The sequence below is a fragment of the Nitrobacter sp. NHB1 genome (assembly GCF_036964665.1).
In the GTDB taxonomy this organism is placed as follows: Bacteria; Pseudomonadota; Alphaproteobacteria; order Rhizobiales; family Xanthobacteraceae; genus Nitrobacter.
Genome location: NZ_JBAMDA010000001.1, coordinates 2,991,805 through 3,015,684, shown reverse-complemented (window position 1 = coordinate 3,015,684; position 23,880 = coordinate 2,991,805). Strand labels below are relative to the sequence as shown.

The window sequence follows — 23,880 nt, the reverse complement described above, 5'->3', positions numbered from 1 at the left end:
TCGACGCTCAATCCGCTGCGGCGCTGATGGATGCGCTGACGGCGCTGGTCGCGAAGGCCGGCGTCGCCATCCTCTCGGTCAACCGCGATCGCATGACGATCGACGGCAAGGTCGACGGGTCTCCCGTGACAGAGGCGGATCTCGCCTCCGACCGGATCATCGCCGAAGGGCTGACGCGGCTCTGCCCCGATATTCCGGTTCTGTCGGAAGAGCGCGTGCATCTGGCGACGCCGCCTTATGCAGGCAGCTTCTTCGTGATCGATCCGCTGGACGGCACCAAGGAATTCATCGCCGGCCGCGACGAATTCACGGTCAACCTCGCGATCGTGACCGACGGATTGCCGCTGTTCGGTATCGTCGGTGCGCCGGCGCTCGGCTCGATCTGGCGCGGCCTTGTCGGCCACGGCGCCCAGCGCCTCGCGGTCACGCCGGACGGCGGCGTCGGCGCCGCGGAGCCGATCGCGACCCGACCGTTTCCCGACCGCGGCTGCCAATGGATTGCCGCCATCAGCCGTTCGCACGGCGACAGCCGTTCGGACGACTTCATCGACAGCCGCCCCGGCGCGGTGCGCAAGCCGCTCGGCTCCGCGGTCAAGTTCTGCCGGATCGCGGAGGGCGGCGCCGACATTTATCCCCGCCTCGCCCCGACCAGCGAATGGGACGTTGCGGCAGGTCACGCCCTGGTCGCCGCCGCCGGCGGCAAGGTCACGGACGGGCGCGGCGCTCCGCTGCGGTTCGGCGAAAAGCGCGAGGGATTTCTGGTGCCGGAATTTATCGCCTGGGGCGATCCCTCGGCCGCGCCTTGACGCGGACTGCAAGCTGCACGGCCGGCTCTATGATTTTGACTTGACGCGTTTTCTTCCCGCGAATCGGTGCCCATCCTCGGGTCAAGCCCGAGGACATGCTTCGGTCGAAACCGCTGCTACTGCGCCAGCGTTTCCTTCAGCACGGCCCAGCGACGTGTCGCCTCAAGCAGATAGCGCGCCGGATTGGCCGCGAAAGCCGCGCGGCTGTCCTCATGGCCGAACAGGTAAAGCCGCTGGCCGACAATCAGCCAGAGCCGTGCGGTTCCGGCGAAGGTCACGCCCCGCGCGATATCCACCGGATCATAGCCGCCGAAACCTGGGCTATACACGTCGGGGTTTGCGATAAAAAACGCGCGATTGTCGGGATTGCTGAAGCGCCAGACGGCGCCGCCCTGCGACACCTCATAGTCGGAATAGCCCTGTACCGGCCGGGCGTCGGTAAAGAAAGCCACGGGATCGAACCCGCCGATCGCCAGACCCGTATAGCGGTCGATCACGACCCGTTCGGAGGTCGCCGCCCTGGCCGCGAAGTCGACCTCGCAGCAGGCGAACCAGCACCCCAGCAAGGCGATCACGACTATTCCGCGGCGCAAGCCATTTCTTTCCTGCCGCCGTGCCGTCATAGTTGGTGCCGATAACGTACGAGTCGAGGGGGACGATCGCCGCATCATACCGAGCGCCTGTCAGCATCGGGTTAAAGACACAGCGACAAGTTTCGCTACCTTGGGGGATGCTTCCATGACTTTCATTTCGCGCCTTGCAGCGGTCGCGCTCGCTGCAGCGACGACATTCTGGATCGTGCCGGCATCCGCCCAGCAATCGGCGCCGCCATACGATGCGCCCCCGGGCCAGCAACTGCCCCCGCCGCAACGGCACGCCGGTCACGACACCTATTCGTCGGACGAATTGCTCAAATCCGGAACCAGGTTCTTCGGCAACGTCTCTCGCGGTCTGGCCTCGGTCATCGAGCGCGCCGTAAGCCAGTGGGGCCTGCCCAACGGCTACATCCTGGGCGAGGAAGGCTCGGGCGCCTTCATCGCCGGCTTGCGCTACGGCGAGGGCACCCTCTACACCAAGAATGCCGGCGACCTGAAAGTCTATTGGCAGGGGCCGTCGGTCGGTTTCGACTGGGGCGGCGACGGCGCCCGCACCATGACGCTGGTTTACAACCTGCCGGCCACGAACGCGATCTATCAGCGCTTCGCGGGCATCGACGGCTCCGCCTACATCATCGGCGGCTTCGGCATGACGGCGCTGACCGCAAACAACATCGTGCTGGTGCCGATCCGCTCCGGTCTCGGGCTGCGGCTCGGCGCCAATATCGGCTATCTGAAATATACACCGCGGGCGACCTGGAACCCGTTCTGATATCCCCGATAAGTTCGTCCGCAACCGCGGACGAACTTATCGGGGCGTAGCGCTGGCCTTTTGCCGGCCGGCCGTGGCATGGTAACCAAATCCTCATCCGGCGTGTGGAGCGTTGCCCATGGTCGAGCCGATCATGTATCTGGCGATCGGTTTTCTGGTTTCGATGCTGTGCGCGCTGATGGTCATGCCGCTCGTGCATAACCGCGCCGTCCGCCTCACCACCAAACGCCTCGAAGCAGCGACCCCGATGTCGATGGCCGAAATCCAGGCCGACAAGGATCAGTTGCGCGCCGAATTTGCGATGTCGGCACGGCGTCTGGAGATGAGCGTCGACCAGCTCAAGAGAAAGACCGCCAGCCAGTCCGCCGAGCTCGGCAAAAAGGCCGACGCAATCAACCGCCTGAAGGTCGAACTCGGCGAGAAGAACGCCACGATATTCAATCTCGATGGGCACGAGAAGACGGTCGGGGAGCATTTGCAGTCCACCGAACAGGAGCTTGCCGCCAAGGCCGAAACGTTGCGAAGCACCGAGCAGACCCTCGCCGACAGGCAGGCCGAACTCGGCCGGCTCCGTCAGGAGCTGTCGGACCGCTCGCTGACGGCGGAGACCCGGCAAAACGAATTGTTCGCGGTGCGCGCGCAGATCGAGCGATTGCAGAGCCGCGTCAACGATGTCGAAAAGGAATTCGCCGCCACGCAGGCGCTGCTCGAGCAGCAGCGCAGCGTATCGGCCGCCACGGCCCGGGAGCGCGACGAGGCGCGCAAACACGTAGAAAATCTGAGCCAGCGCGTCGTCAAGATCGACGGCGAGCTTATTGACAAGGTCAAGGACGCGGAACGGCTCGGCAGTCGTGTCAGGGAGATCGAAAGCCACCTCGCCGCGCAGACCAAGACGCTGGCCGAGCGAGACGAGAAGAACGGTCGGTTGCGGCAGGCCAACGCGGCCGCGGAACGTGCCATCAGCGAATTGCGCGAGGAGATCGCGTCGCTGAACGGCGGCAAGTCCCCGCTCATCGATGGACTGCGCCACGAGATGATCGCAGCCGAACGGGCGCTGCGCGCCGCCCACGACGAGCGAGCCAAACTGCAGCGCGACATCAATGTGATCCAGCAGCAGGCGGAATCGTCCGGTACAACCGAGCACATGGAAAACGCGCTGTTGCGTGAGCACATCAACGACATCGCCGCCGAGGTCGCCGGGCTGGCCATGACCATCGAGGGGCCGAATTCCCCGATCAAGGCCATCCTGGCGGCAGACGCGGCCCCGACCAGGGCGGCGAAAACCGTGAACGGCACAGCCGGCAGCGGCGCGATCCCCTCCGCCGGCACGCTGGCCGACCGCATCCGCGCCCTGCAATCCCTCGCCTCTCGCAGCGCGCGTTAGAGCTATTCCGACTTTGATGGAATCAAAGCCGGGCTCCGCTTTTTGTTTTGACGCGCTTTCTTGACGCGAACCGGTGCCCGCTTCGCTCGAAAACGCTATAGCCGGGTTGAACGACCTGGCGCAGGCGCAAGGTCGCTTGACACCCCTGCCCTGCATTCCCTAAATCGCGGCTTCGGTCGCTGCGCCGGGTCGGCCGAAACCGGAGCCCGGCAATTTTTACGGCAGATGCCGATCCCGGGCGCATAGCTCAGCGGGAGAGCGTTCCCTTCACACGGGAGAGGTCCAAGGTTCGATCCCTTGTGCGCCCACCAGTTAAGACCTTGCAAATGCATGGTTTTTATGTTCGCAGGAAGTTCTCATAGTGCGCTTGGATACGTTTGGAGACGTAATTTTACGTTTGATGACGCCCAAAATCCGCCCACTGGTTTTTGAGATTTCGGTATTATAATACTATTTTCGGCAATTTTGCATAGCTCACTTCAATGAAATAGAAATACCTTGTCTATTCAGCTACTTAAGTGAGTAAAACACGAGGTTCCCATTAGCCCCGCTGGGCTTTGCGACCCACACGGAACGGGATAAAGCTGGGTTAGAATCTATTCTCGGTTGTGGCCGAGTCCGCGAGGTAAATGTGCAGCCATATGCCGACCAAGATTTGCTCAAGGCACACGCCGACACCGCTGCAGTTGACTATTTGAAGCTGCAGCCGTTTTACGTCGATCTTGCTGAAGTAGTAGGTCGCATTATCAAGCAATCGTTGGAAGGCCGGGAAGTAAAAATTCACTCGGTCCAGTCACGAGCAAAGGACGCCGCGAGCTTTGCCGTTAAAGCAGCGATGCCATCCGAAGAAGATCCCTCGAAACCGAAATATACTAACCCCCTCCACGAGATCACTGATCTCGCCGGGGTTCGCATAATCACGCACTTTCTCAGTACCTTGTCTGACGTAGACGACATGCTGAGGACAGAATTCGATATCGTTGAAAAATCCAATAAGGGCATGCTCCTGATAGAGGCCGATCGTTTCGGTTATCAGAGCATCCATTATCTTCTCAAACTAAAGAACGACCGCTCTCAACTAGCGGAATACCAGCGATTTGCGGGGAGCATAGTAGAAGTACAGGTAAGAACAATTCTGCAGCATGCCTGGGCCGAGATCGAGCACGATATTCAATACAAATCCTCCCTGACGATACCGACCGAAATTCGGCGCCGATTTGTGGCCTTGGCAGGCATGCTTGAGCTAGCAGACAGGGAATTTCAGGCGATAGACGATGCAAACTCCACGCTTGAAACGGTCGCCAAAACCAGTGTTGAAGCAGGCAATCTGTCAGGCATCGAGATCACTCCGAAAGCTCTCAAGCTCTTTTTGGACGGAAAGCTAGGGCCAGACGGGCGAATGTCCGGCTGGAACTACGATTGGACGGCGAGACTGCTTAAAACGTTAGGTTTCCGAGACCTACTCCAAGTCGAAGAAGCTATTGCTCCTCACGATGATCATCGGCTTAGCATAATATTACAAGGGTCCAGGCAAGGTCAGCTCGCTCGTTTCGAAATGATGCTGCAAGCAGCGCTTGGAGAAGATTGGAATAACAAGCATCCTTGGCGAGGGTCATACTGGGAGAACCGCCGACGCATGCAATTGGAGAAGATGAAGGCCAACGGAATCACCACCGGCACTTTCAATATTGAGTCACCAACTAGCGGTACAATTGCAGACGATCAACCCAAATAGAACGGATGCAAAACATATTGGCCCAAAATCCGCCCAGTGCCTGTTTGGAAATGAGAAAAAGCCCTGCGGGACATGCATGAATTGAAACTAACCTCTCCTTTCACACGGGAGAGGTCCAAGGTTCGATCCCTTGTGCGCCCACCATTTGTCCGGCGACGGATTCCAGTCCACCGCGCCGCAATCATCCGGTCCGATCGCTCACAGCAGTTTTGTTCGCGCAAACAGCGCCCGCAACGCATCGGTCGCCTTGCGGCTCAGCATCGCGTTGCCGGCGGCGGCCTCGAGCGCTGCGCGGGCCTCCTCGTGCAGTGCGCGAAACTCCGCCCATTCGACGGTGCTCAGGTGGGTGATGAAGTCGTAGGCCTGTCCCACCGTCGCGATGGCGACGGACTCGCCGTTCACCGTGATGCGGAACGTCGCTTGCAGTTTCGTGACCGAGGTGGAGACCTTGTCCATGCCATACGAAAGACCTGCGCCGCGCGCGGCCGTCAAGACAAACGATCAGGCTATCCCACGAAAGAGGCCGGGCGCAGTCCCTCATCAATCCTTGCGCGGTTCCGCCACGCCAGAGAGTCAGCCCGACCCCTGTGCCGGGCCATGAACGACGATGAAATCGACGGGCCCGCCCGGCAACGCATCGTCGAACACGCCGGTCACGAGACGGCCGGTTCGCCAAGCCCGGGTATCGAGATTGGTGCGGCCCTGGTACGACTCCGGTCCCTGCGCAAACGAGTTGTGGCCATGCACGACATGGCGGCCCTCGAAGCCGGCCGCATCGCCTTTGGGATAGCGTTTCCAGAGCAGCGTGGTCTCAGGCTGCGCATCGGGCGCGACGCCGGGATCGAGCCCGGCGTGAACGTAGATCCGGTGCGCATCGATATGCATGAGCGGCAGCGCCTCGAGCCAGGCAATGTCCGCCTCCGGAATAACGGAGTGATCGCCGCCATAGGATTCCAGGACCGCATCGCCGCCGCGCTTCAGCCAGCGCGTCATTGTCGCGGGGTCGCGCCGCGCCGCGACCATCATCGCATCGTGATTGCCTTTGAGCGGAACGAAGGTCCAGCCGTCCGGCATTCCGCGGCGCAACCGGGCAATGACCCTGTTGCTGTCCGGCCCCTTGTCGACGTAGTCGCCCAGCATGACGAGCGTGCCGCCATTGCCCGCGGCGTAGACATGAACCCTGTGCAAGGCCTCGCTCATGAGATCGAAGCGGCCGTGAATATCGGGAATGACATAGGTCAGGCTCATCAAGGCTCTCGCACGCACGGCGCGTCCCAGTTGCGCTCAGCGCATCGACGGTTGTTTACCGGTCCGGCCGCGCCCCGCATAGGTCGTCACATCTGCACTTCGATCAGGCGCGGCCCCTTCTCGGCCATTGCCCCGGCAAGCGCCTCGTTGAAGTCGTCCGCGGTCGTCACGGTTCGCCCCGGCACGCCCATGCCTCTGGCGAGCGCAACCCAGTCGAGCGTCGGACGGTCGAGGCTCAGCATGTCCATCGCCCGCCGGCCCGGCTCGCCGGCGCCGACGCCGTCGAACTCGCCATGCAAAATCTGATAGGTTCGATTCGAGAAAATGATCGTGGTGACGTCGAGCCCTTCGCGCGCCTGCGTCCACAGCGATTGCAGCGTGTACATCGCGCTGCCGTCGCCGACCATGCAGATCACCTTGCGGTCCGGACAGGCCACCGCGGCGCCGGTCGCCACCGGCGTCGAAAATCCGATCGAGCCGCCCATGTTCTGCAGCCAGTCATGGGGCGCAGCGGAAGCGGTCGGCGGAAAGAATCCGCGCCCCGTCGTGATCGACTCGTCGACGACGATGGCGTTTTCCGGAATTGCCATCGCGATCGCCTGCGCGATGGAGGCGTGGTTGAGCGGCCCGCTCGGCCACGCGATTTCCATCGGTTTTTGCGGTTTCGTGTCCTGCGGCCTGGCGCCGACAGCACCTGCCAGCGCCTCAAGCGCGGCCACCGAGTCTTCGCCGCTCGCCGTCATGCGATGCACCTCGCAGCCCTCGGGCTTCAAGAGGCTCGGCTTGTCCGGATAGGCGAAGAACGCGACGGGATCGTTAGCCTCGACCAGGATGATGGTCCTGAAGTCTTTAAGGACAGGCAACGCCTGCTCGATCACGTAAGGGATGCGTTCGATGGAAAAGCGGCCACGGCCGCGCGCCATGCGCGGGTTATAGGTCTGCCCCATCACCTTGCAGCCGGTCTTGCCCGCGATAGCGGCGGCCAGCCCCAGTCCCTGCTCGGTCAGCGCGCCGCCCGTGAGCAAAAGCAAAGTCTCGCCGCCGCCGCCGCGCAGGATCTTGGCCGCGGTATCGACCGCCTGCGGCGAATAGCCGGCGCGCTGCGACGTCTCAGGCACCGCAGCAATGCCGTCGGCCTCGTTCCATGCGGTGTCGGCGGGCAGGATCAGCGTCGCGATCTGCGGTGGTGAGCTTTTCGCCGCCGCAATCGCCGCAGCGCCGTCACTGGCAACGGATTTCGAATCCGGCGAGGTGCGGACCCAGGCCGACATCGGCCGGGCCAGCCCCTCGATATCCGACGTCAGCGGCGCGTTGTATCCGATGTGGTAGACCGCGTGCTGGCCGACGATGTTGACGATGCCTGAATTCGCCTTCCTGGCGTTGTGAAGGTTGGCAAGACCATTGGCGAGCCCCGGACCGAGATGCAGCAGGGTGCAGGCCGGCGTACCCTTCATGCGGAAATAGCCGTCGGCGGCGCCGGTCACCACGCCTTCGAACAGCCCGAGCACGCAGCGCATGCCCTCCACCCGGTCCAGCGCTGCGACGAAATGCATCTCCGAGGTGCCCGGATTGGCGAAGCAGACGTCCACGCCGCCCTGAACCAGCGTTCGCACCAGGCTTTCAGCACCGTTCATCCTTGCGCTCCGCGCCTTCTTTCGAACGAACCCAAGATCAACATCGTTCCAGCCGCGCGTCAAAGGATTGCCGGCGCATGGCTGCCTCACGGCGGCTGGCGTTCCCGCATGAGCCGAGACTAGAGCGCTTACCGTTCTGATGGGAATCAGAACGGGCGCTTTAAGTTATTCGGTTGTCCCGGTGGATGTTGACTACCCTTCTTCCGTCATCAATGCGGCGTTGCCGCCGGCGGCTGCGGTATTCACCGTCACGGTCTGCTCGGTCGCGAAACGGGTGAGATAGTGCGGGCCGCCGGCTTTGGGCCCGGTCCCCGACAGGCCGTGACCGCCGAACGGCTGCACGCCGACCACCGCGCCAATCATGTTGCGGTTGACGTAGACGTTGCCGACCTGGAGGCGGTCGACGATCGCCTCGACCGTGTCGTCGATGCGGGAGTGGATGCCGAGCGTCAGGCCGTAGCCACTGTCGTCGATGGCTTGCAGAACCGCATCGAGGCCGGAGGCGCGATAGCGCACGACGTGAAGGATCGGTCCAAACACCTCTTCGCTCAGTTGCCGCGCGTCGGCCAGTTCAAAGATGTGTGGCGCGACGAAATTGCCGGACGCGGGCGCAAGCCCAGCGAAATGCACGCGGGCCTCGCGCGTCATGCGCGCGATATGCGCATCGAGTCGCTCCTTGGCCTCGCGGTCGATCACCGGGCCGATATGCGTGGCGGGATCGGACGGGTCGCCGATCCTCAGTTCGCGCGCTGCGCCCGCGATCATCTCGATCATGCGGTCGGCCACGTCCTCCTGCACGAACAGCAGCCGCAGTGCCGAGCAACGCTGCCCGGCCGAACGAAACGCCGAGGTCACGACATCATCTGCGACCTGCTCGGGCAGCGCGGTGGCGTCGGCGATCATGGCGTTGATGCCGCCGGTCTCGGCGATCAACGGCACGATGGGGCCGTCCTTGGCCGCGAGGGTGCGATTGATTGACCGCGCCACCTCCGTCGAGCCGGTGAAGACCACGCCGGCGATATCGCGATGCGCGACCAACGCCGCCCCGATGGGTCCATCGCCCTGGATCAGGTGGAGCGCTGCTTCGGGAATGCCGGCTTCGTGCAGCAGGCGCACGGCCTCGGCTGCGATCCGCGGCGTCTGCTCGGCGGGTTTCGCGACCACCGTATTGCCGGCTATCAGCGTCGCGGTCACCTGTCCGGCAAAGATCGCCAGCGGAAAATTCCACGGCGAGATCGCGGCAAAGACGCCGCGCCCGCGCAGCCGCAGCGTGTTGCGCTCGCCGGTCGGTCCCGGCATCGGCTGCGCATCGCCGAACAGCTTGCGGCCTTGCGCGGCATAGTAGCGGCAGAAGTCGGCGGCTTCACGGACTTCCGACACGGAATCATCCAGCGTCTTGCCGCCTTCCCGTTGCAGCAGCGCGATGAAATGCGCCATGCGCTGCTCCAGCAAGTCGGCCGCGCGTTCCAGGGCAGCCGCTCGCACAGCCGCCGGTGCCCGACTCCATGGCGAAAAGCCCTCGCGCGCCGCGGCAACGGCACGGCTCACATCTTCCGGCGCGCTGTGGTTCACCGTGACGGTCGGGGCTTGTTCGGCCGCGAGGTCGGCAACCAGCCGGCTCAGCGCCGCGCGCTCGCCGAATTCGATGCCGCGCGAATTGACGCGCTCCGGCTGCAACAGATCGCGCGGCAGTGGAATCGTCGGATGTCCGGCGTTGTCGGCATTCCCGATGATATCGGACGGTCTACGCAGCAGGGCGTCCGCCGCTACATTGGGATCGGAGGCCATCGCGACGAAGGAAGAGTTGGCGCCGTTTTCGAGAAGGCGGCGCACCAGATAGGCAAGCAGGTCGCGATGACTGCCGACTGGCGCATAGGTGCGGCAGGCGATTGCCGGACGATCCTTGCCGAGCCTGGCGTAGAGGGCCTCGCCCATGCCGTGCAGGCGCTGGAACTCGTATCCGTCGTCGGCTCCGTCAGTCAGTTCGAGAAGCGTGGCGACGGTGAGGGCATTGTGGGTCGCGAATTGCGGAAAAATACGCGGCCGCAGCGTCAGCAGTTTTTTCGCGCAGGCGATGTAGTTCAGGTCAGTCATCGCCTTGCGAGTGAACACAGGATAGCCGTCGAGCCCGCGTTCCTGCGCGCGCTTGATCTCGGTGTCCCAGTACGCGCCCTTCACCAGACGGACCATCATTCGTCGGTTCAGCCGTCGCACAAGGTCGTCGACATAGTCGATCACCGCGCAGGCGCGCTTCTGATAGGCCTGAACGGCGAGACCGAAGCCGCTCCAGCCTGCGAGCGAAGGGTCGGCGGCGATTGCGGCAACGACGTCGAGCGACAGTTCGAGCCGGTCGGCTTCCTCCGCATCGACCGTGAAGTTCAGATCGCGGACCTTGGCGCGCGCGGCAAGATCGATAACGCGCGGCACCAGTTCCGCCATCACCCGTTGTCGGCTCACCGCCTCAAAGCGCGGATGCAGCGCCGACAGCTTGACGGAAATGCCGGGGCGGTCGGGCAAGGGCCTGTCGCCGGCGGCCTGGCCGATCGCCTCGATCGCGGCGGCGTAGGACTTGAAATAGCGGTCCGCATCCGCGGCGGTGCGCGCGCCTTCGCCGAGCATGTCGAAGGAGTAGCGGGCGTATCCCGCTGAATGCGCGTGCGCCCGCTCCAGCGCTGCCTCGATGGTCTCGCCGAGCACGAAGTGACTGCCCATCAGCCGCATCGCCTGCCGCGTCGCCGCCCGGACCGCAGGAACGCCGATTCGCTTGGTGAGCCGCCCGATGGTTCCCAGCGGCGTCTCGCCCGGCTGGATAACTCGCGCCGACAACCCGAGCGCCCAGGCGGAGGCGTTGACGAGGAAGGCGCTGGATCTGGTCTCGTGATGGATGAAGTCGCCCTGCCCGAGCTTGTCCTCGATAAACCGGTCCGCGGTATCGGCATCGGGCACCCGTAGCAGCGCCTCGGCGAGCACCATCAGCGCGAGTCCTTCCTTGGTCGATAATGCAAACTCGCGCAGCATGTCCTCGACGCCGCCCAGCGGGTCGTCGTTTCGCCGGATGGCGTCGATCAGGCCGCGGGCCGTGCGATCGATCCGTGCTTCCGGTTCGGGCGTCAGCCGCACCTCGGACAGCAGGCGCGCCGCGATCGTCCGGTCGTCCGAGACGTAGGGAGCCGAAAACGGCGGTGGAAGTTCGGGCGACATCGGCGATTCCTCGGCCTTCCGCAAACTGCCGTTTGAGAACTGTCATGTGGATCGCACGCGCGCGACACGAATCTGAAATGCTGTTGCGGCCGTACGACCCTTTCTCCAACCAAACAAGCTAAGCTTAATCCGGTATGGAGCCAATGGGACCGCCGGTATCGGGAGTTTCATCGACGTATGATGGCTGGCTTTCCAAATCGACGAATTAACGGATCGCGTGCGTGCCGCCTGTCTCGTCTGTTTGCGGCGGGTGCGATGCTGCTCATGGCCCAGACGATGGACGGTCCTGCCGGGGCCGCTGAACTCAGCCCCGGCATCGCGCAGCTTTACACCTCCGTCTCGATCTATCCGCCAACCGCGAAGTCCATGACGGTCTGCTACGGCTTCGTATGCCGGCGCCGTGAAAGCCTCGATTTCACGTCTGGCGATCGGGCTGCGCTGACGCGGATTCTGGCGGCGGGCCGGTCATCGGCCGCCGCAGAGCGCCGGGCGGTCCAAAAGGCGGTGGTCTGGTTCGATCGCCGCATGGGGCCGATCCTCGGAACCGACAAGCGTGTGGCACGAGCCGATTTTCGCGCCGGCGATGACAAGCACAACTTCGATTGCTGGGACACGACGCGCAACGTCACCAGCCTCTTGCTGGTCCTCCAGGACTGGAGACTTCTCAAATTTCACACCGTGGGCAATCCGCATTATCGCGGCAACACGCTCGTGCTGCAGACCCCGCATAATACCGCGGTGCTGGTGGAGCGCGCCACGCATGTGGAATGGGTCGTCGACATGTGGCCGCGCGGCTATGCGCAACTGCCCGATGTCATGACCGTGGATCGATGGGTCAAGGAAGATTGAGGGTCAAGGAAGATCGAAGCAATGCACTCACGCGCGGCCGCGGCGCCGCGGCGATTTGCCGATACATGTGGTTCGCCGATATTCGTCGCCGGCGGATCTGGTCTGCGCGGATGGCGTAAACCTGATTACGTCGGCGAAGCCGATGTCGTTTTCCTCGGAGTGCATCCCGCCTGTCAGGACACGACTTTATCCGGGTCTTGAGAATCGCGTCGTCGCGTCAAACCTTGAGGTTTTCGGCCGAGGTCTTGCCGCGGTTGGCAACTTCCTCGAACTCAACCGTCTGGCCTTCATTGAGCGTTGAGAGGCCCGCTTTCTCGACGGCCGAAATATGGACGAATACATCCTTGCCGCCGCCGGCCGGCTGGATGAATCCGTAACCCTTGGTCGGGTTGAACCACTTCACAGTACCCTTAGCCATTCCCAAGTCTCCGCAGGATTGAAACAGTCGTCGGTCCCCGGAAACCGGCTCGTCCGACGGCGCGCACGATACGCGGTCTCGGCCCGGCTTGATAGATCAAACACAAGCCCGAAATATCTGAACCAACTCCTATCTGAATACGGTACAATTTTGCCACAATTCTGGGCATTCCCCGCGCCAGGGCGCCAAGCATCCGCCCGCCGGTGCGGCGGGCGAGGCGGGGCGATCAGCGAGAAGATCCAGAATTTCCGGCAAATATCGGCTTTCCGGACGTCAATAGGTCGCGGTCAGATAGTCGACGATCTTGCCGATGTCGGCCTCATCGATCTGCGCGCCATACACCTTGATCATCTTGTTCACTTCCGCCTGCCAGAAATCCTTTTTGAATTTCGGGCCGCGCGGCTGGGTCTGGACGTAGTCCGCCGAATGACAGGCCGTGCAGTTGTTCTTCACGATATCGAGATTAGGGCCGGGTTTGAACTCCGCCGCTTTATCGGGAAGCTTGTAGTTGACCGGCTTGGCACCGGCCGTGGTCGGAGCGAAGGCGCCGATGCCCCCGGCCAGTCCGATGGCGACTGCGAGTGCGAGAAGAGCTGGACGCGTCATGATCGTCTCCCTCAAGCCGCCGTCACGCGGACGGTCTCGATGACGTTGCGCATGTAGCCGGCCGGATTCCATGTGGCTTCCTCCGGCTGCACCTGGCCCCCATTGCTGGTCGCGCGCACCTTCAGTTCATGCGGACCGGCGGCGAGCTTGACGGGAATCTTCCATTCGCGGAACGAGTATTTGCCGTAGTTCCGGCCGAGCCGCGCGGTCTTCCAGGTCTTGCCGCCGTCGATCGACACCGCGACCTCCTTGATTCCGGTGCCGCCATCGAATGCGATCCCCTTCAGCAGCTTGCCGCCGGTCTTGAGTTTCGCGCCGTCGGCGACATTGGTGATGAAGGAACGGACATTGAACCTGTTGATAGGGACCGTCGCTTTCGGCGCGGTGCCCGGTTCGACGCAGGCACAGGCATTGTCCGGAATGCGATAGGCCGTCTTCATCCAGAAATTGTCATAGATGCTGTCGATGACGGTGATCTCGTTGAGGTGCTTGACCCAGTAGGTGCCGTAATATCCGGGAACGACGAGCCGGAGCGGAAAGCCGTTCAAAAATGGCAAATCCCGCCCGTTCATGAGGTAGGCCAGCATCACTTCGCCATCGCGCGCGTGGTCGATGTCGAGCGCCTTGGCGAAATCCGGTGTCTTGTCGCTGACGGGACCGTCCATGCCGCCAAAAACCACCTGCTTCGCACTCCCCTGCACGCCGGCCTGATCGAGCACGGCCTTGAGCGGCACGCCGCGCCAGCGGGCGTTACCCATCGCGCCGTTGCCGGACTGTCCGCCGGCGACGCGCGGATTGGAAAATCCACGGCTGTTTCCCGAACACTGATTGACGGCGACGATCTCCGTCGCCTTCATCTTTCTGATGTCCTTGAGCGACAGCTTGAGCGGACGATCGACCTTACCCTTGATCTCGAGCGTAAACGTGTCGGGATCGATGTTGAGCGGGAGATCGGCCAGGTGATAGCGGACAAAGAAGGCGTCGTTCGGAGTAATCGGGCCTTCGTTGAAAACTGAAAACGGCGTTTCGAGCTGCGGCGGGCGGCTTGTCTGGCCGATCATCAAGCGCTTCTGCGGATATTTCACCAGCGGGCGCTCGCCGTTCTCGAACGGCAAGGTCACACTGTCGAGCGCGAAGGCCTTGAACGGGGTCAGGCTGGCGGTGGCGCCGAGCGCCAGTCCGGCGCCGACGCGTTTCAGCATCTCTCGTCTGTCAAGCATGGCTTCCTCCGAAGCTTTACGGTCGAGGCCCGTCATCACGGGTCATCGATCCGCGAAGTCTCGCACCGCCAGCCTACAAGTCAATCGGTGCTTTCGATCGACAACATCGATGGATCGTCTCGCCGACTTTTGCTCGGGCGGACGATGCGGCTGCCCGCCGACGAACAAAACCCCGGCCGCTGGGCAGCCGGGGTTTTGCGATCGAGAACCGAAGGCCGGCTCAATCGCAGACGTTGATGGTTCGCAGGCGGTAGCCGAACGGGGTCGGTACGCGCCGCACCACGTAGCATCCGTCATCATAGCCGCCGACAAAGGCGACGCCATAGCCGTAGCCGTAGCCGTGACCGAAATGGCCGAAGTGGTGGTGGTGATGCCCGCCCCAGCCATGCGCAGAAGCGGCCGAAGGCGCCAGCGTCACCGCACCGAGGGAAGCAGCGGCAATAAATCCAAGAGCAAGTTTACGAAACATGGTCGTTCTCCTTGAATGAAGCGCGTGATGCGCGGGTTTCCGTTTCAATTCGTACTGTCCGGTTGCGGGCTCGTGATTGGGTGTTGCTCTTGCCCGTCGCAAGTTCGTCGCTTGCTTTGAAAAGGCGGTTCGAAGAATCTGACGGGGTGAACCGACAATTTTCTGAATGGACGTTCAGGCAGACGGGATTTCGAACCGTGTGTGCGAAATCTCACACAGCGCAAATGCCGCTGGGAAATATGCGCGAACCAGGCGGCGGCGGGCCGGCGTTGCCTCAGATTGACACCGGAGCCTGTGTGGTCAAGAAAGCGCGACCGAATGCCGGAGAACCATGCGAGGATGCGCGACGGGCGCAGTCCTCGGCATCCAGATGACAATCGCAGAGCCCGATAAACCCGCGTTGCAACCGGAACGTCCGGCACTTTCGTCGCTGTTTTGGGTCGCGGCATTGATCGCTGTGATGACGGCGATGCGATGCATCTTTGCCGGCACGCTGGATCTGCGCACCGACGAGGCCTACTACTGGACCTGGTCGAAGGAAAGCGCGTTGTCTTTCCTCGATCATCCTCCGATGATCGCGTGGTTCATTCGTTTCGGCACCGCGATTTTCGGCGATACCAATTTCGGCGTCAGGTTTGCCGGGCTGCTGGCGATGCCGGTTTCGCAATTGCTGCTGGCCGATATCGTCCGCCGCGTCACACACGACATCCGTGCCGCCATACTGGCGGTGCTGATGATGGAAGCAGCGCTGTACTACGGCCTGCTGATGGCGAAGGTCGCGCCCGACGTCGCGCTGATCCCGTTCGAGCTGGCGATGGTCTGGTCGCTGGTGCGGCTCACCGAGAGCGGCGACGCGCGCTGGTGGCTCGCGGCCGGCCTCTTCGGCGGTCTGTCACTGCTGTCGAAACTGACCGCGCTGATGCTGGTCCCCGCCATTGCCGCCTTCATTGTCGTGCCGGACTGGCGTTGGCGCTGGCTGCGCAGCCCGTATCCATGGGCCGCTGCGTTGATTGCCGTCGCGGTGTTTTCGCCGGTCCTGATCTGGAACGGGATGCACGACTGGGCTTCGTTCAGGTTTCAGTTCGTTCGCGCGACCGCGGCGCACGATTTCATGCTGCGCACGCTCGGCGACTATATCGGCCTTCAGTTCGGCCAGGTCGGGCCGATCCTGCTGCCTGTGGTGATGTTCGGCGTGGCGCTCACGGCATGGCGCGGATATCGGCATCGCGATCCGGTCGCCGTGCTGCTGTCCACGGCCGTGCTGATGCCGTTCGGGTATTTCCTCTGGAAGTCGACGACCCTTCGGATTGGCGACACCTGGCCGATGCTGATCTGGCCGTTGGGCTTCGCGGCAGCGGCGATCGACCTCGCAACGCGCCGCCGCGAAAAATGGCCGGCGGGGATGGTGAAATGGTCGGCCTTCTGGGTCAACGCCGCGATCGCGTCGGGCATCGTCCTCGTCGCCGCGGTCTTTCTGTATTACATCGTCAGCCCCTGGAATTTCATCGGCAAAACCGATCCGATCGGCGGCGAGGCCGGCTTCGCGCAAATCGCAAGCCGCGCGGAAAGCGAATTGCAAAGCTCCGGCGCGACCTGGATCGCGACCGACGATTACCGGATTTACGCGATGCTGCGCTGGCATCTCAAGGATCGCGTGCCGGTAATCCAGATCAACGAACGCAGCCGCTTCATGGACTTCCGCGATCCGGGGTTAAGCAAGATCGCAGGCCATGCGGGGCTCTACATTGCGAGGAAACCCGACGACACCTCGTTTCTGGCCTCGACATCTGCCGTGCTGACGCCGCTTGGCGAGGTTCAACGAATATGGCGCGGCCGGGTGATGGACACCTATGTTCTGGAAAAGCTGACGGGCTGGACACCCGATCTCTCGCCGCCGCCGGGCTCGCCGCTCTACAAATGGCGGCAACTGGCGGAGGGCGACGCCACGTTGCCGCGTAATGGTGGCCGCCGTCTGGCCCTTGTTAGCAGGTGAGCGGTAGTCAGAGCCTTTGAGCCTTTTCGCTTCTGATGGAATCAGAAGCGAGGCTCTATGATTTTGATTGGCGCGTTTTCTTCGCGCGAACCGGCACCCATCCTCGGGTCAAGCCCGAGGACATGCTTCGCTCAAAAACGCTCTATTTGTCGCTGCTGCGTTTGCGCAACAGGTCTTTCGCAAGATCGCCGAGCGCTGGCCGCGGCAGTGCGGTGAACGGCATCGGCCGTGTGACGTCGATCGCCGCCAGCCCGAGGCGCGCGGTCAGCAATCCGTTGAGGACGCCTTCGCCCAAGCGCGTCGACAGCTTCGCGACGATGCCCTGGCCGAGCATCTGCTGGATCACCGTGTCGCTGGCCGCCATGCCGCCGGTGATGGCGAGATGCGCGATGACGTGGCGCATCAGGCGGATCATCCCGAGCGTGCCGGGCCTTCCGCCATACAGGCGCGCGAGCTGCCGCACCAGCCGCATCGCCGCGGCGAATACGAACAGCACATCCACCACGGCGCGGGGGCTGATCGCGGTCACGATCGACACGCGCTGCGCCGCCACCGACACCAGCCGTCGCGCCTCCTGATCCAGCGGAGCCATCAGCTCGCGTTCGGCGAGCCGCACCAGATCGGCGCCGTCGATGATGTCGGTGCCGTGGCTCCGCAGCGCGGCCCGCGCCCGCGCAAGGTGCGGGTTGTCGTGGGCGAGCCTCACCAGATCGCGAACGACCGCATCGGCTTCCTTGCGATCGTCGGCCGCGATTGCGGCCAGCGCGCGCCGATGCATGCTTTCGATGGTGGAGAGACGGGCAAGGCCCGCGATCTCGCGCGCCGCGATGACGATCGACGCGACCACGAACAGCGCCGCGAGCATCAGCCCGAGGAAGCCGAGCGTCTCGTTGCGTGCAAACAGGTCGTGGATCAGATTTATAGCGCCGAGCACGGTACCGAGCACGACGAGCCCGGCGAGAGACGACCAGAACAGCACGCCCCAGCGAAATCCCTTCCGCGCCGGAACCGGAGGCATCTCCGGCAGCTCCGGCAGCAACACGGGCTCGGGCTCGGGCTCGGGCTCGGCTTCCGGCGTGATGCGAATGCTGCTGCGCACAGGCCGGGCCGCCTCCTCGTCGGGATCCAGGACCACCACATTCGGATCGTCGAGCTTAAAGGTGACGGGGCGGCGCAGGCCGGATCGCTCACTCATTGCAGTCGGTCTCCGATCAGAAACTGAAGCGCGCGGTCGAGGCGGATATGCGGCAGAGCCGGATCGCGGGTTCCGTCGTTTTGGAGGCGCGGGGGGCGAAAGCGCAGAAAGCGAAAATCGGTTTGGTCCACCGCCGTCGTGGACAGCCCGCGGAACGCGCCGTTGCCGCTGAAAAGGCCCTTGAGATCGGTGGGCAGGTCGCCCGGAAATGTCGCCACTTCGGTGTTGCCGTCAAGGGGCTGGCCATTGGCGACTTCGCCGGCCAGGGGCGTACCGAGAATGGAGGGCAGTTTTTCGCGCCCGCACCGCACCTGCGCCTCGCGGGTGGCGCGGACGGCCGCCAGGGCGACGACGTCGATGGCGGCGCCGGCGACTTCGGCCCGTGAGGCAGCGCGTTCCACAACGCGCCGCAGGATCGCCTCAAGCCGGTCATGACTGCTGTGATGCAGATGGTCGGCCTTGGTGGCGGCGAACAGGATGCGGTCGATCCGCGGCCGGAACAGCGTACCCAGGAACGTGCTGCGGCCGACACGGTAGCAATCCAGAATTCCGGCGAGGGCGGCTTCGAGGTCATACAGCGCTTCCGGCCCCGCATTGAAAGCGGCGAGCGTATCGACCAGCACGATCTGGCGGTCGAGCCGCGAAAAGTGATCGCGGAAAAACGGCCGAACCACGAGGTCCTTGTAGGCCTCGTAGCGCCGCCGCATCATCGTCCATAGCGATCCATCGGGCGCGACCCCCCCGGCTGGCAGATCGAGCGGAGCGAAGGTAAGCGCGGGCGAGCCTGCGAGGTTGCCCGGCATCAGGAAACGGCCGGGCGGCAGCAGGCTCATGGCGAAACGCTCGTCCCGACAGGCGCGGAGATAGTCGGTGAACAGCCGCGCCGCAGTGAGCGTCGCCTGCTCGTCCTCGCGGGCCGAGGGCCGGAGCGTTGCGTGATGCGCGTGCCATGCCTGTGCGAGCCGCGCGCGCGGCTGTTGCCGCGACAGTGCCAGGCTCTCGGCCGACCATTGTTCATAGCTCTTGTCGAGCAGCGGCAGATCGAGCAGCCATTCGCCGGGATAGTCGACGATATCCAGCGTCAGGGTCCGGTCCGTGCCGTTTTGCCCTTGATAGCCGATCACGAGCCGCAACTCGCTGATATCAACCGTCGAGTTCGGCCAGCGCCGCTCCGCGATCAGCGTCTGGACGTGATGTTCATAGCTGAACCGCGGTATCGCGTCGTCCGGCTGCGGGGCAAGCTGGGCGCGGGCGATGCGTCCGCTGGCGAGCGATTCAAAAACCGGAAACCGGCCGCCGCGCGACAGGCCATGCACCAGCGCCGTGATGAATACGGTTTTGCCGGCACGCGACAGGCCCGTTACGCCGAGCCTGACCGTCGGGTTGAAGAAGCTCTCGCCGTAGTCCAGCAGCGCCCGCGCCGACAAACGCGCTTCTTCAACGATATCGGAAAAGCTGGAGGCCATGTCGATGTGATGTCAACGATAATGCTAGGGGGTGGAACAGCGTGAAAATCGCGTGCGGGCAACCCGAAAGTGGCGATTTTCGGGCAGAAATCAAGTTTCGGCTTTGAGGCAACCCGTACATTATTTGTGTTCAGACTTCGTTGACGATGGACCGGCCGTCATTGTAGCGCCTTTCTGCAAGCGCAAGACATTGAAAATAGACCCAAACCCGAGTTAGGGACGTTGCAAACCGACCCCGCGAATGCCACGGCCGGCGCGATCCGCTGGAATTACGACCGCGCCGAACTGATCGCCGACGGCGTCGTGCATGTGCTCGGCGTCCTCGCCGGCCTGATCGCGGCCACGGTGCTGATCGCGTTCACTGCCGTTTATGCCGGCGGCCGCGACGTGGCGGTCGTGTCCATCTACGTCGCCGGCCTGATGGCCATGCTGGTATTGTCCGCGACCTACAACCTCTGGCCGGTGTCGCCGCGGAAATGGCTGCTGCGCCGCTTCGATCATTCCGCGATCTACGTTCTGATCGCGGCGACCTATACGCCGTTCATCATGCAGGTGAAGGACAGTGCATTTGCGCTCGCTCTGCTGATCGGAGTCTGGTGCGTGGCGATGATCGGAGTGACACTCAAGCTGGTTCTGCCGGGCCGGTTCGACCGGCTGTCGATCGTTCTCTATCTGGTGATGGGGTGGAGCGGCGTCACGATCTACGACGACGTGGTGCCGTCGCTGTCCGCGACGGCCCTATGGTTTGTGGTCGTGGGCGGGGCGCTCTACAGCTTCGGCGTGATCTTCCACACCTGGCGGCGGCTCCGCTTCCAGAACGCCATCTGGCATTCGTTCGTCCTGCTCGGTGCGGCCTGCCATTACACGGCGGTGTTCGATCTCGTCTTGGCCTGAGCTTTTTACATGCGGAGCGGGACGATACAGGCATCGCGACCCGCAAGGTCACGGACGCATCGCGCGCTCGCATCATGGAGGCATTGACGGGAGAGAGCTATCGCGCCGGTCTCTTCTCTCCGTCCCCTCTCCGTGGCATGGTCGCTGCTGGAATGAAACGCGATCGGTCTCCGGTCGTGCATACGGGAGACTTCGCGTGACCCCTTCCAACGCTCCTGGTGCTTTCAATTTCGACCTCGGCGAAACCGCCGATGCGATCCGCGAGACGGTCCGCGATTTTTCCGACAATGAGATCGCGCCGCGCGCGGCCGAGATCGACAAGACCAACCAGTTCCCGCGCGACCTCTGGCCCAAACTTGGCGCGCTCGGTCTTCACGGCATTACGGTCGAGGAGGACTATGGCGGCGCCAGTCTCGGCTACCTCGAACACTGCATCGCTATGGAGGAAATCTCGCGCGGTTCGGCTTCGGTCGGATTGTCCTATGGCGCGCACTCCAATCTCTGCATCAACCAATTGCGCCGCAACGGCAGCGAGGCGCAGAAGCGCAAATACCTGCCGAAGCTGATTTCCGGCGAGAATGTCGGTGCGCTGGCGATGTCGGAGCCGGGCGCCGGTTCGGACGTGGTCTCGATGAAGACCAGGGCGGACAAGAAGGGCGACCGCTACGTTCTCAACGGCAGCAAGATGTGGATCACCAACGGGACCATCGCGGAAACGCTGGTGGTCTACGTCAAGACCGATACCGCAGCGGGGTCGCGCGGCATCACCGCCTTCATCGTCGAAAAGGGCCTGAAGGGATTTTCGACCGCGCAGAAGCTCGACAAGCTCGGTATGCGCGGCTCAGACACCTGTGAACTGGTGTTCGAGGACTGCGAGGTGGCTGAGGAGAATGTGCTCGGCGAGGTCGGAAGCGGCATTAACGTGCTGATGTCCGGTCTCGATTACGAGCGCGCCGTGCTCGCCGCCGGTCCGCTCGGCATCATGCAGGCCTGCATGGACGTGGTGATGCCTTATGTGCATGAGCGCAGGCAGTTCGGACAGCCGATCGGCGGCTTCCAGCTCGTGCAGGGCAAGGTCGCCGACATGTACGTCACCATGAACGCGTGCCGCGCCTATGTCTATGCGGTGGCGAAGGCCTGCGATCGCGGCGAGACCACGCGCGAGGACGCGGCCGGGGCGATCCTTTACGCTGCCGAGAAGGCGACGCAGTGCGCGCTGGATGCGATCCAGTTGCTCGGCGGCAATGGCTACATCAACGACTATCCGACCGGACGCCTGCTGCGCGACGCCAAGCTCTATGAAATCGGCGCCGGCACCAGCGAAATCCGCCGCATGCTGATCGGCCGCGAGTTGTTCGAGAAGACCGCGTAGACACGGACATACATTGTCGTCGTCCCCGCGCAGGCGGGGACCCATACGCACCGTCGTTCGTGGGGCAGGCAGCGCCGGTTGGTCTCTTGCAAGGGAATAGCAAGACAACCGCGTCAGGGAGTATGGATCCCCGCGCAGGCGGGGATGACGAGACGAATCGCTTCACTCCAGCGGCAGGTCGTTGACCTTCGCAACCCATGCCCGCACATCGATCATGACCTGCGGCAGGACTGCCTTGACCTCCTGCACGGTCATGCCGGCGTTGATGCGCGGATCGTAGAGGATGTTGAGGATGTACTGGTCGTAGATGTCGAAGAAGCCCATCTGGACGCTGTCGTTGAACATGGTCCACGGCACCGAATCGGTGTCGTTGATCGGCCCCAGCGATTGCAGCAATTCCTCGTAGGCGCAGTCGAGGAAAATGAAATTGCCGTTGTCGACGGTCAGGATCACGTCGGAATGCTGGATCTCGTATTTCTCGTTCTTGCGGAAGCCGGACAGGCATTGAGGGTCGAGCGACTTGTGAATCTCGCGAGCCCGCCTGGCGCCATAGAGCGCGGCGATGGTGCGATGGAGATCGCGGTCGCGGACCAGCCGGACGGTGACGTTGGCGGCGGCGATGCTGTCGGCCATGGCGATGTCGAGATGCCGAACGCGCCGTGCGATATCGGCGACCACTTTCGCGAGTTGTGCCTTCCGGTCGGCACGCCTGATGCCGTTTGCGATCACCCGCACCGGTCCGGCGTATTTGCGGATGCGGTCGACCCGGCCGGCGAGATGGTACTCGGCGCCGAAGGCGATCTTGAAGAACCCGTCGAGAATCTCGCTGTCGGTGAATGTCCTTCTGTCGGCGTGCTGGCGCGCGGTGACACCCGCAACCTCTGCGATGGCGGGCTGCACGGCGGCGCGCGCGCAGAGCGCCGCTCCGATCAGGGTGGCGGCGACAACCTTGCGCGGGAAAGCTGAATGCATCACGGCCGGGGTCCCTTAACCCGCGCGTAGGCACAAACGCTGTGTTCGCGCGCGCATTCCGGCCGACGTTACGTCCCGCGGCCCCGACCTAGAGCCTTTTCGCTTCTGATGGAATCAGAAGCGGGGCTCTATGATTTTCAATTGGCGCGTTTCTTCACGCGAATCGGTGCCCATCCTCGGGTCAAGCCCGAGGGCATGCTTCGCTCGAAAACGCTCTAATTCTTGACGACGACCGTCGTGCCGACCGACACGCGGTCATAAAGGTCCTTTACATCTTCGTTCGTCATGCGGAAGCAGCCCGAGGACACCGCATGTCCGATCGTCTCCGGTTCGTTGGAGCCGTGGATACGGTAGAGCGTCGAGCCGAGATACAGCGCGCGCGCGCCGAGCGGATTGTCGATGCCACCTTTCATGTGGCGCGGCAGATCGGGACGCCGGCGCAGCATCTGCGCCGGCGGGGTCCAACTCGGCCATTCCTTCTTGGCGGAGATGCGGTGGACGCCGCCCCAGCGGAAGCCGTCGCGGCCGACGCCGATGCCGTATCTCAGCGCCTGGCCGTCGGGGAGGACGAGATAAAGCCGCCGCTCGGCGGTGCTTATGACGATGGTGCCCGGCGCATACCGGCTCTGGAAATGGACAAGCTGTCGCGGGATCGGATTTGCGGATGTAAAACTGGGCCCGAAATCCATGAAGCCGCGCGTATCGACGTACTGCGCGAAAGCGGACTTCGCATTGAAAACAAAGGCGGCGGCAATCAAAAGAGCCAAAACGCGCGTCATTATTTCCTCACATCAATCGATTTCATGGCGAGACAGGCCACAATTCGTTCGATTTCGCAAGCCGCAGCCGCATGAGGAGAGTACTTCCCGCACCGACGTTGCGAAAAAGTATCGCCAGGAACCTCTTCAGATGCGTGACTTTTTTCAACCGATGTGCGCTGCACCGCGGCTCCATATTTTCGCCCAACAAAATCCATCATAATGTCTACAGTTTCACGGGGGTGCCTGTTGCGCTGCAGAGGCGAGTGAATCGCCGGAGCCTGAGCGGATC

The 23,880-nt window shown here is 63.1% G+C and carries 21 protein-coding genes and 1 tRNA gene; 9 read left to right on the top strand and 13 right to left on the bottom strand.

Annotated features, from left to right (window positions below):
- The first annotated feature begins 26 nt into the window (after window positions 1-26).
- On the top strand, window positions 27-806 hold the full coding sequence (locus V4R08_RS14065; protein ID WP_335580297.1) for a 3'(2'),5'-bisphosphate nucleotidase CysQ family protein: 780 nt from the start codon (window positions 27-29) through the stop codon (window positions 804-806).
- A gap of 116 nt (window positions 807-922) precedes the next feature.
- Here V4R08_RS14065 and V4R08_RS14060 read toward each other — a convergent pair whose 3' ends face one another.
- Window positions 923-1,429, bottom strand: coding sequence for a YHS domain-containing (seleno)protein (locus V4R08_RS14060; RefSeq protein WP_335579918.1), 507 nt, complete (start codon window positions 1,427-1,429; stop codon window positions 923-925).
- A 115-nt stretch (window positions 1,430-1,544) separates the two neighbouring features.
- Here V4R08_RS14060 and V4R08_RS14055 point away from each other — a divergent pair, with 115 nt between their 5' ends.
- The 4 genes from V4R08_RS14055 to V4R08_RS14040 all read left to right on the top strand — a co-directional run bounded on the left by V4R08_RS14055 (window position 1,545) and on the right by V4R08_RS14040 (window position 5,293).
- Window positions 1,545-2,174 (top strand): DUF1134 domain-containing protein, encoded by a 630-nt coding sequence (locus tag V4R08_RS14055; protein WP_335579917.1) that lies wholly within the window; start codon window positions 1,545-1,547, stop codon window positions 2,172-2,174.
- Between the two features lie 118 nt (window positions 2,175-2,292).
- The gene (locus V4R08_RS14050) at window positions 2,293-3,558 is read left to right on the top strand and encodes a coiled-coil domain-containing protein (RefSeq protein WP_335579916.1); all 1,266 of its coding nucleotides are present in this window, start codon (window positions 2,293-2,295) and stop codon (window positions 3,556-3,558) included.
- A gap of 236 nt (window positions 3,559-3,794) precedes the next feature.
- Window positions 3,795-3,869 (top strand) — tRNA-Val (locus tag V4R08_RS14045).
- 320 nt (window positions 3,870-4,189) lie between these two features.
- Entirely contained in the window at window positions 4,190-5,293 is a 1,104-nt protein-coding gene (locus V4R08_RS14040) for a GTP pyrophosphokinase (protein ID WP_335579915.1), read from the top strand.
- 198 nt (window positions 5,294-5,491) lie between these two features.
- Here V4R08_RS14040 and V4R08_RS14035 read toward each other — a convergent pair whose 3' ends face one another.
- From V4R08_RS14035 to putA, 4 genes are all read right to left on the bottom strand, one after another.
- Window positions 5,492-5,749, bottom strand: coding sequence for a hypothetical protein (locus tag V4R08_RS14035; protein ID WP_335580296.1), 258 nt, complete (start codon window positions 5,747-5,749; stop codon window positions 5,492-5,494).
- Window positions 5,750-5,866: 117 nt separating this feature from the next.
- The gene (locus V4R08_RS14030; protein ID WP_335579914.1) at window positions 5,867-6,541 is read right to left on the bottom strand and encodes a metallophosphoesterase; all 675 of its coding nucleotides are present in this window, start codon (window positions 6,539-6,541) and stop codon (window positions 5,867-5,869) included.
- A gap of 86 nt (window positions 6,542-6,627) precedes the next feature.
- The gene (locus V4R08_RS14025) at window positions 6,628-8,175 is read right to left on the bottom strand and encodes an acetolactate synthase large subunit (RefSeq protein ID WP_335579913.1); all 1,548 of its coding nucleotides are present in this window, start codon (window positions 8,173-8,175) and stop codon (window positions 6,628-6,630) included.
- 192 nt (window positions 8,176-8,367) lie between these two features.
- Window positions 8,368-11,376, bottom strand: coding sequence for a bifunctional proline dehydrogenase/L-glutamate gamma-semialdehyde dehydrogenase PutA (putA, locus tag V4R08_RS14020; RefSeq protein ID WP_335579912.1), 3,009 nt, complete (start codon window positions 11,374-11,376; stop codon window positions 8,368-8,370).
- 264 nt (window positions 11,377-11,640) lie between these two features.
- Here putA and V4R08_RS14015 point away from each other — a divergent pair, with 264 nt between their 5' ends.
- Window positions 11,641-12,225: a hypothetical protein gene (locus V4R08_RS14015; protein ID WP_442935667.1), complete on the top strand. Its 585-nt coding sequence runs from the start codon at window positions 11,641-11,643 to the stop codon at window positions 12,223-12,225.
- Between the two features lie 217 nt (window positions 12,226-12,442).
- Here the strand turns inward: V4R08_RS14015 and V4R08_RS14010 are convergent, their stop codons facing one another.
- From V4R08_RS14010 to V4R08_RS13995, 4 genes are all read right to left on the bottom strand, one after another.
- Window positions 12,443-12,643, bottom strand: coding sequence for a cold-shock protein (locus V4R08_RS14010; RefSeq protein WP_011511778.1), 201 nt, complete (start codon window positions 12,641-12,643; stop codon window positions 12,443-12,445).
- 273 nt (window positions 12,644-12,916) lie between these two features.
- Complete coding sequence (gene sorB, locus V4R08_RS14005; protein WP_335579910.1) at window positions 12,917-13,249, bottom strand: SorB family sulfite dehydrogenase c-type cytochrome subunit; 333 nt, start codon at window positions 13,247-13,249, stop codon at window positions 12,917-12,919.
- A gap of 11 nt (window positions 13,250-13,260) precedes the next feature.
- Complete coding sequence (sorA, locus tag V4R08_RS14000) at window positions 13,261-14,469, bottom strand: SorA family sulfite dehydrogenase catalytic subunit (RefSeq protein WP_335579909.1); 1,209 nt, start codon at window positions 14,467-14,469, stop codon at window positions 13,261-13,263.
- Window positions 14,470-14,689: 220 nt separating this feature from the next.
- Window positions 14,690-14,938, bottom strand: coding sequence for a hypothetical protein (locus tag V4R08_RS13995; protein ID WP_335579908.1), 249 nt, complete (start codon window positions 14,936-14,938; stop codon window positions 14,690-14,692).
- A gap of 370 nt (window positions 14,939-15,308) precedes the next feature.
- Between V4R08_RS13995 and V4R08_RS13990 the strand changes: the two genes are divergently transcribed.
- Entirely contained in the window at window positions 15,309-16,931 is a 1,623-nt protein-coding gene (locus tag V4R08_RS13990; protein ID WP_335579907.1) for a glycosyltransferase family 39 protein, read from the top strand.
- A gap of 142 nt (window positions 16,932-17,073) precedes the next feature.
- On the opposite strand, the gene V4R08_RS13985 is transcribed toward V4R08_RS13990, so the two are convergent.
- Together V4R08_RS13985 and V4R08_RS13980 are read right to left on the bottom strand one after the other, a co-directional pair.
- Window positions 17,074-18,126 (bottom strand): YcjF family protein, encoded by a 1,053-nt coding sequence (locus V4R08_RS13985; protein ID WP_335579906.1) that lies wholly within the window; start codon window positions 18,124-18,126, stop codon window positions 17,074-17,076.
- A complete protein-coding gene (locus V4R08_RS13980) occupies window positions 18,123-19,592 on the bottom strand; it encodes a YcjX family GTP-binding protein (RefSeq protein ID WP_335579905.1) in 1,470 nt (489 codons plus the stop codon). The genes V4R08_RS13985 and V4R08_RS13980 overlap by 4 nt, the downstream gene beginning before the upstream one ends.
- Window positions 19,593-19,814: 222 nt before the next feature.
- Here V4R08_RS13980 and trhA point away from each other — a divergent pair, with 222 nt between their 5' ends.
- Window positions 19,815-20,486 carry a PAQR family membrane homeostasis protein TrhA gene (gene trhA, locus V4R08_RS13975; protein ID WP_335579904.1) on the top strand — a complete coding sequence of 224 codons (672 nt, stop codon included), beginning with the start codon at window positions 19,815-19,817 and terminating at the stop codon, window positions 20,484-20,486.
- A gap of 196 nt (window positions 20,487-20,682) precedes the next feature.
- The gene (locus V4R08_RS13970; protein WP_335579903.1) at window positions 20,683-21,858 is read left to right on the top strand and encodes an isovaleryl-CoA dehydrogenase; all 1,176 of its coding nucleotides are present in this window, start codon (window positions 20,683-20,685) and stop codon (window positions 21,856-21,858) included.
- 162 nt (window positions 21,859-22,020) lie between these two features.
- On the opposite strand, the gene V4R08_RS13965 is transcribed toward V4R08_RS13970, so the two are convergent.
- Together V4R08_RS13965 and V4R08_RS13960 are read right to left on the bottom strand one after the other, a co-directional pair.
- A complete protein-coding gene (locus V4R08_RS13965) occupies window positions 22,021-22,830 on the bottom strand; it encodes a DUF2927 domain-containing protein (protein WP_335580295.1) in 810 nt (269 codons plus the stop codon).
- A gap of 215 nt (window positions 22,831-23,045) precedes the next feature.
- Window positions 23,046-23,609 (bottom strand): L,D-transpeptidase, encoded by a 564-nt coding sequence (locus V4R08_RS13960; RefSeq protein ID WP_335579902.1) that lies wholly within the window; start codon window positions 23,607-23,609, stop codon window positions 23,046-23,048.
- Window positions 23,610-23,880: the final 271 nt, after the last annotated feature.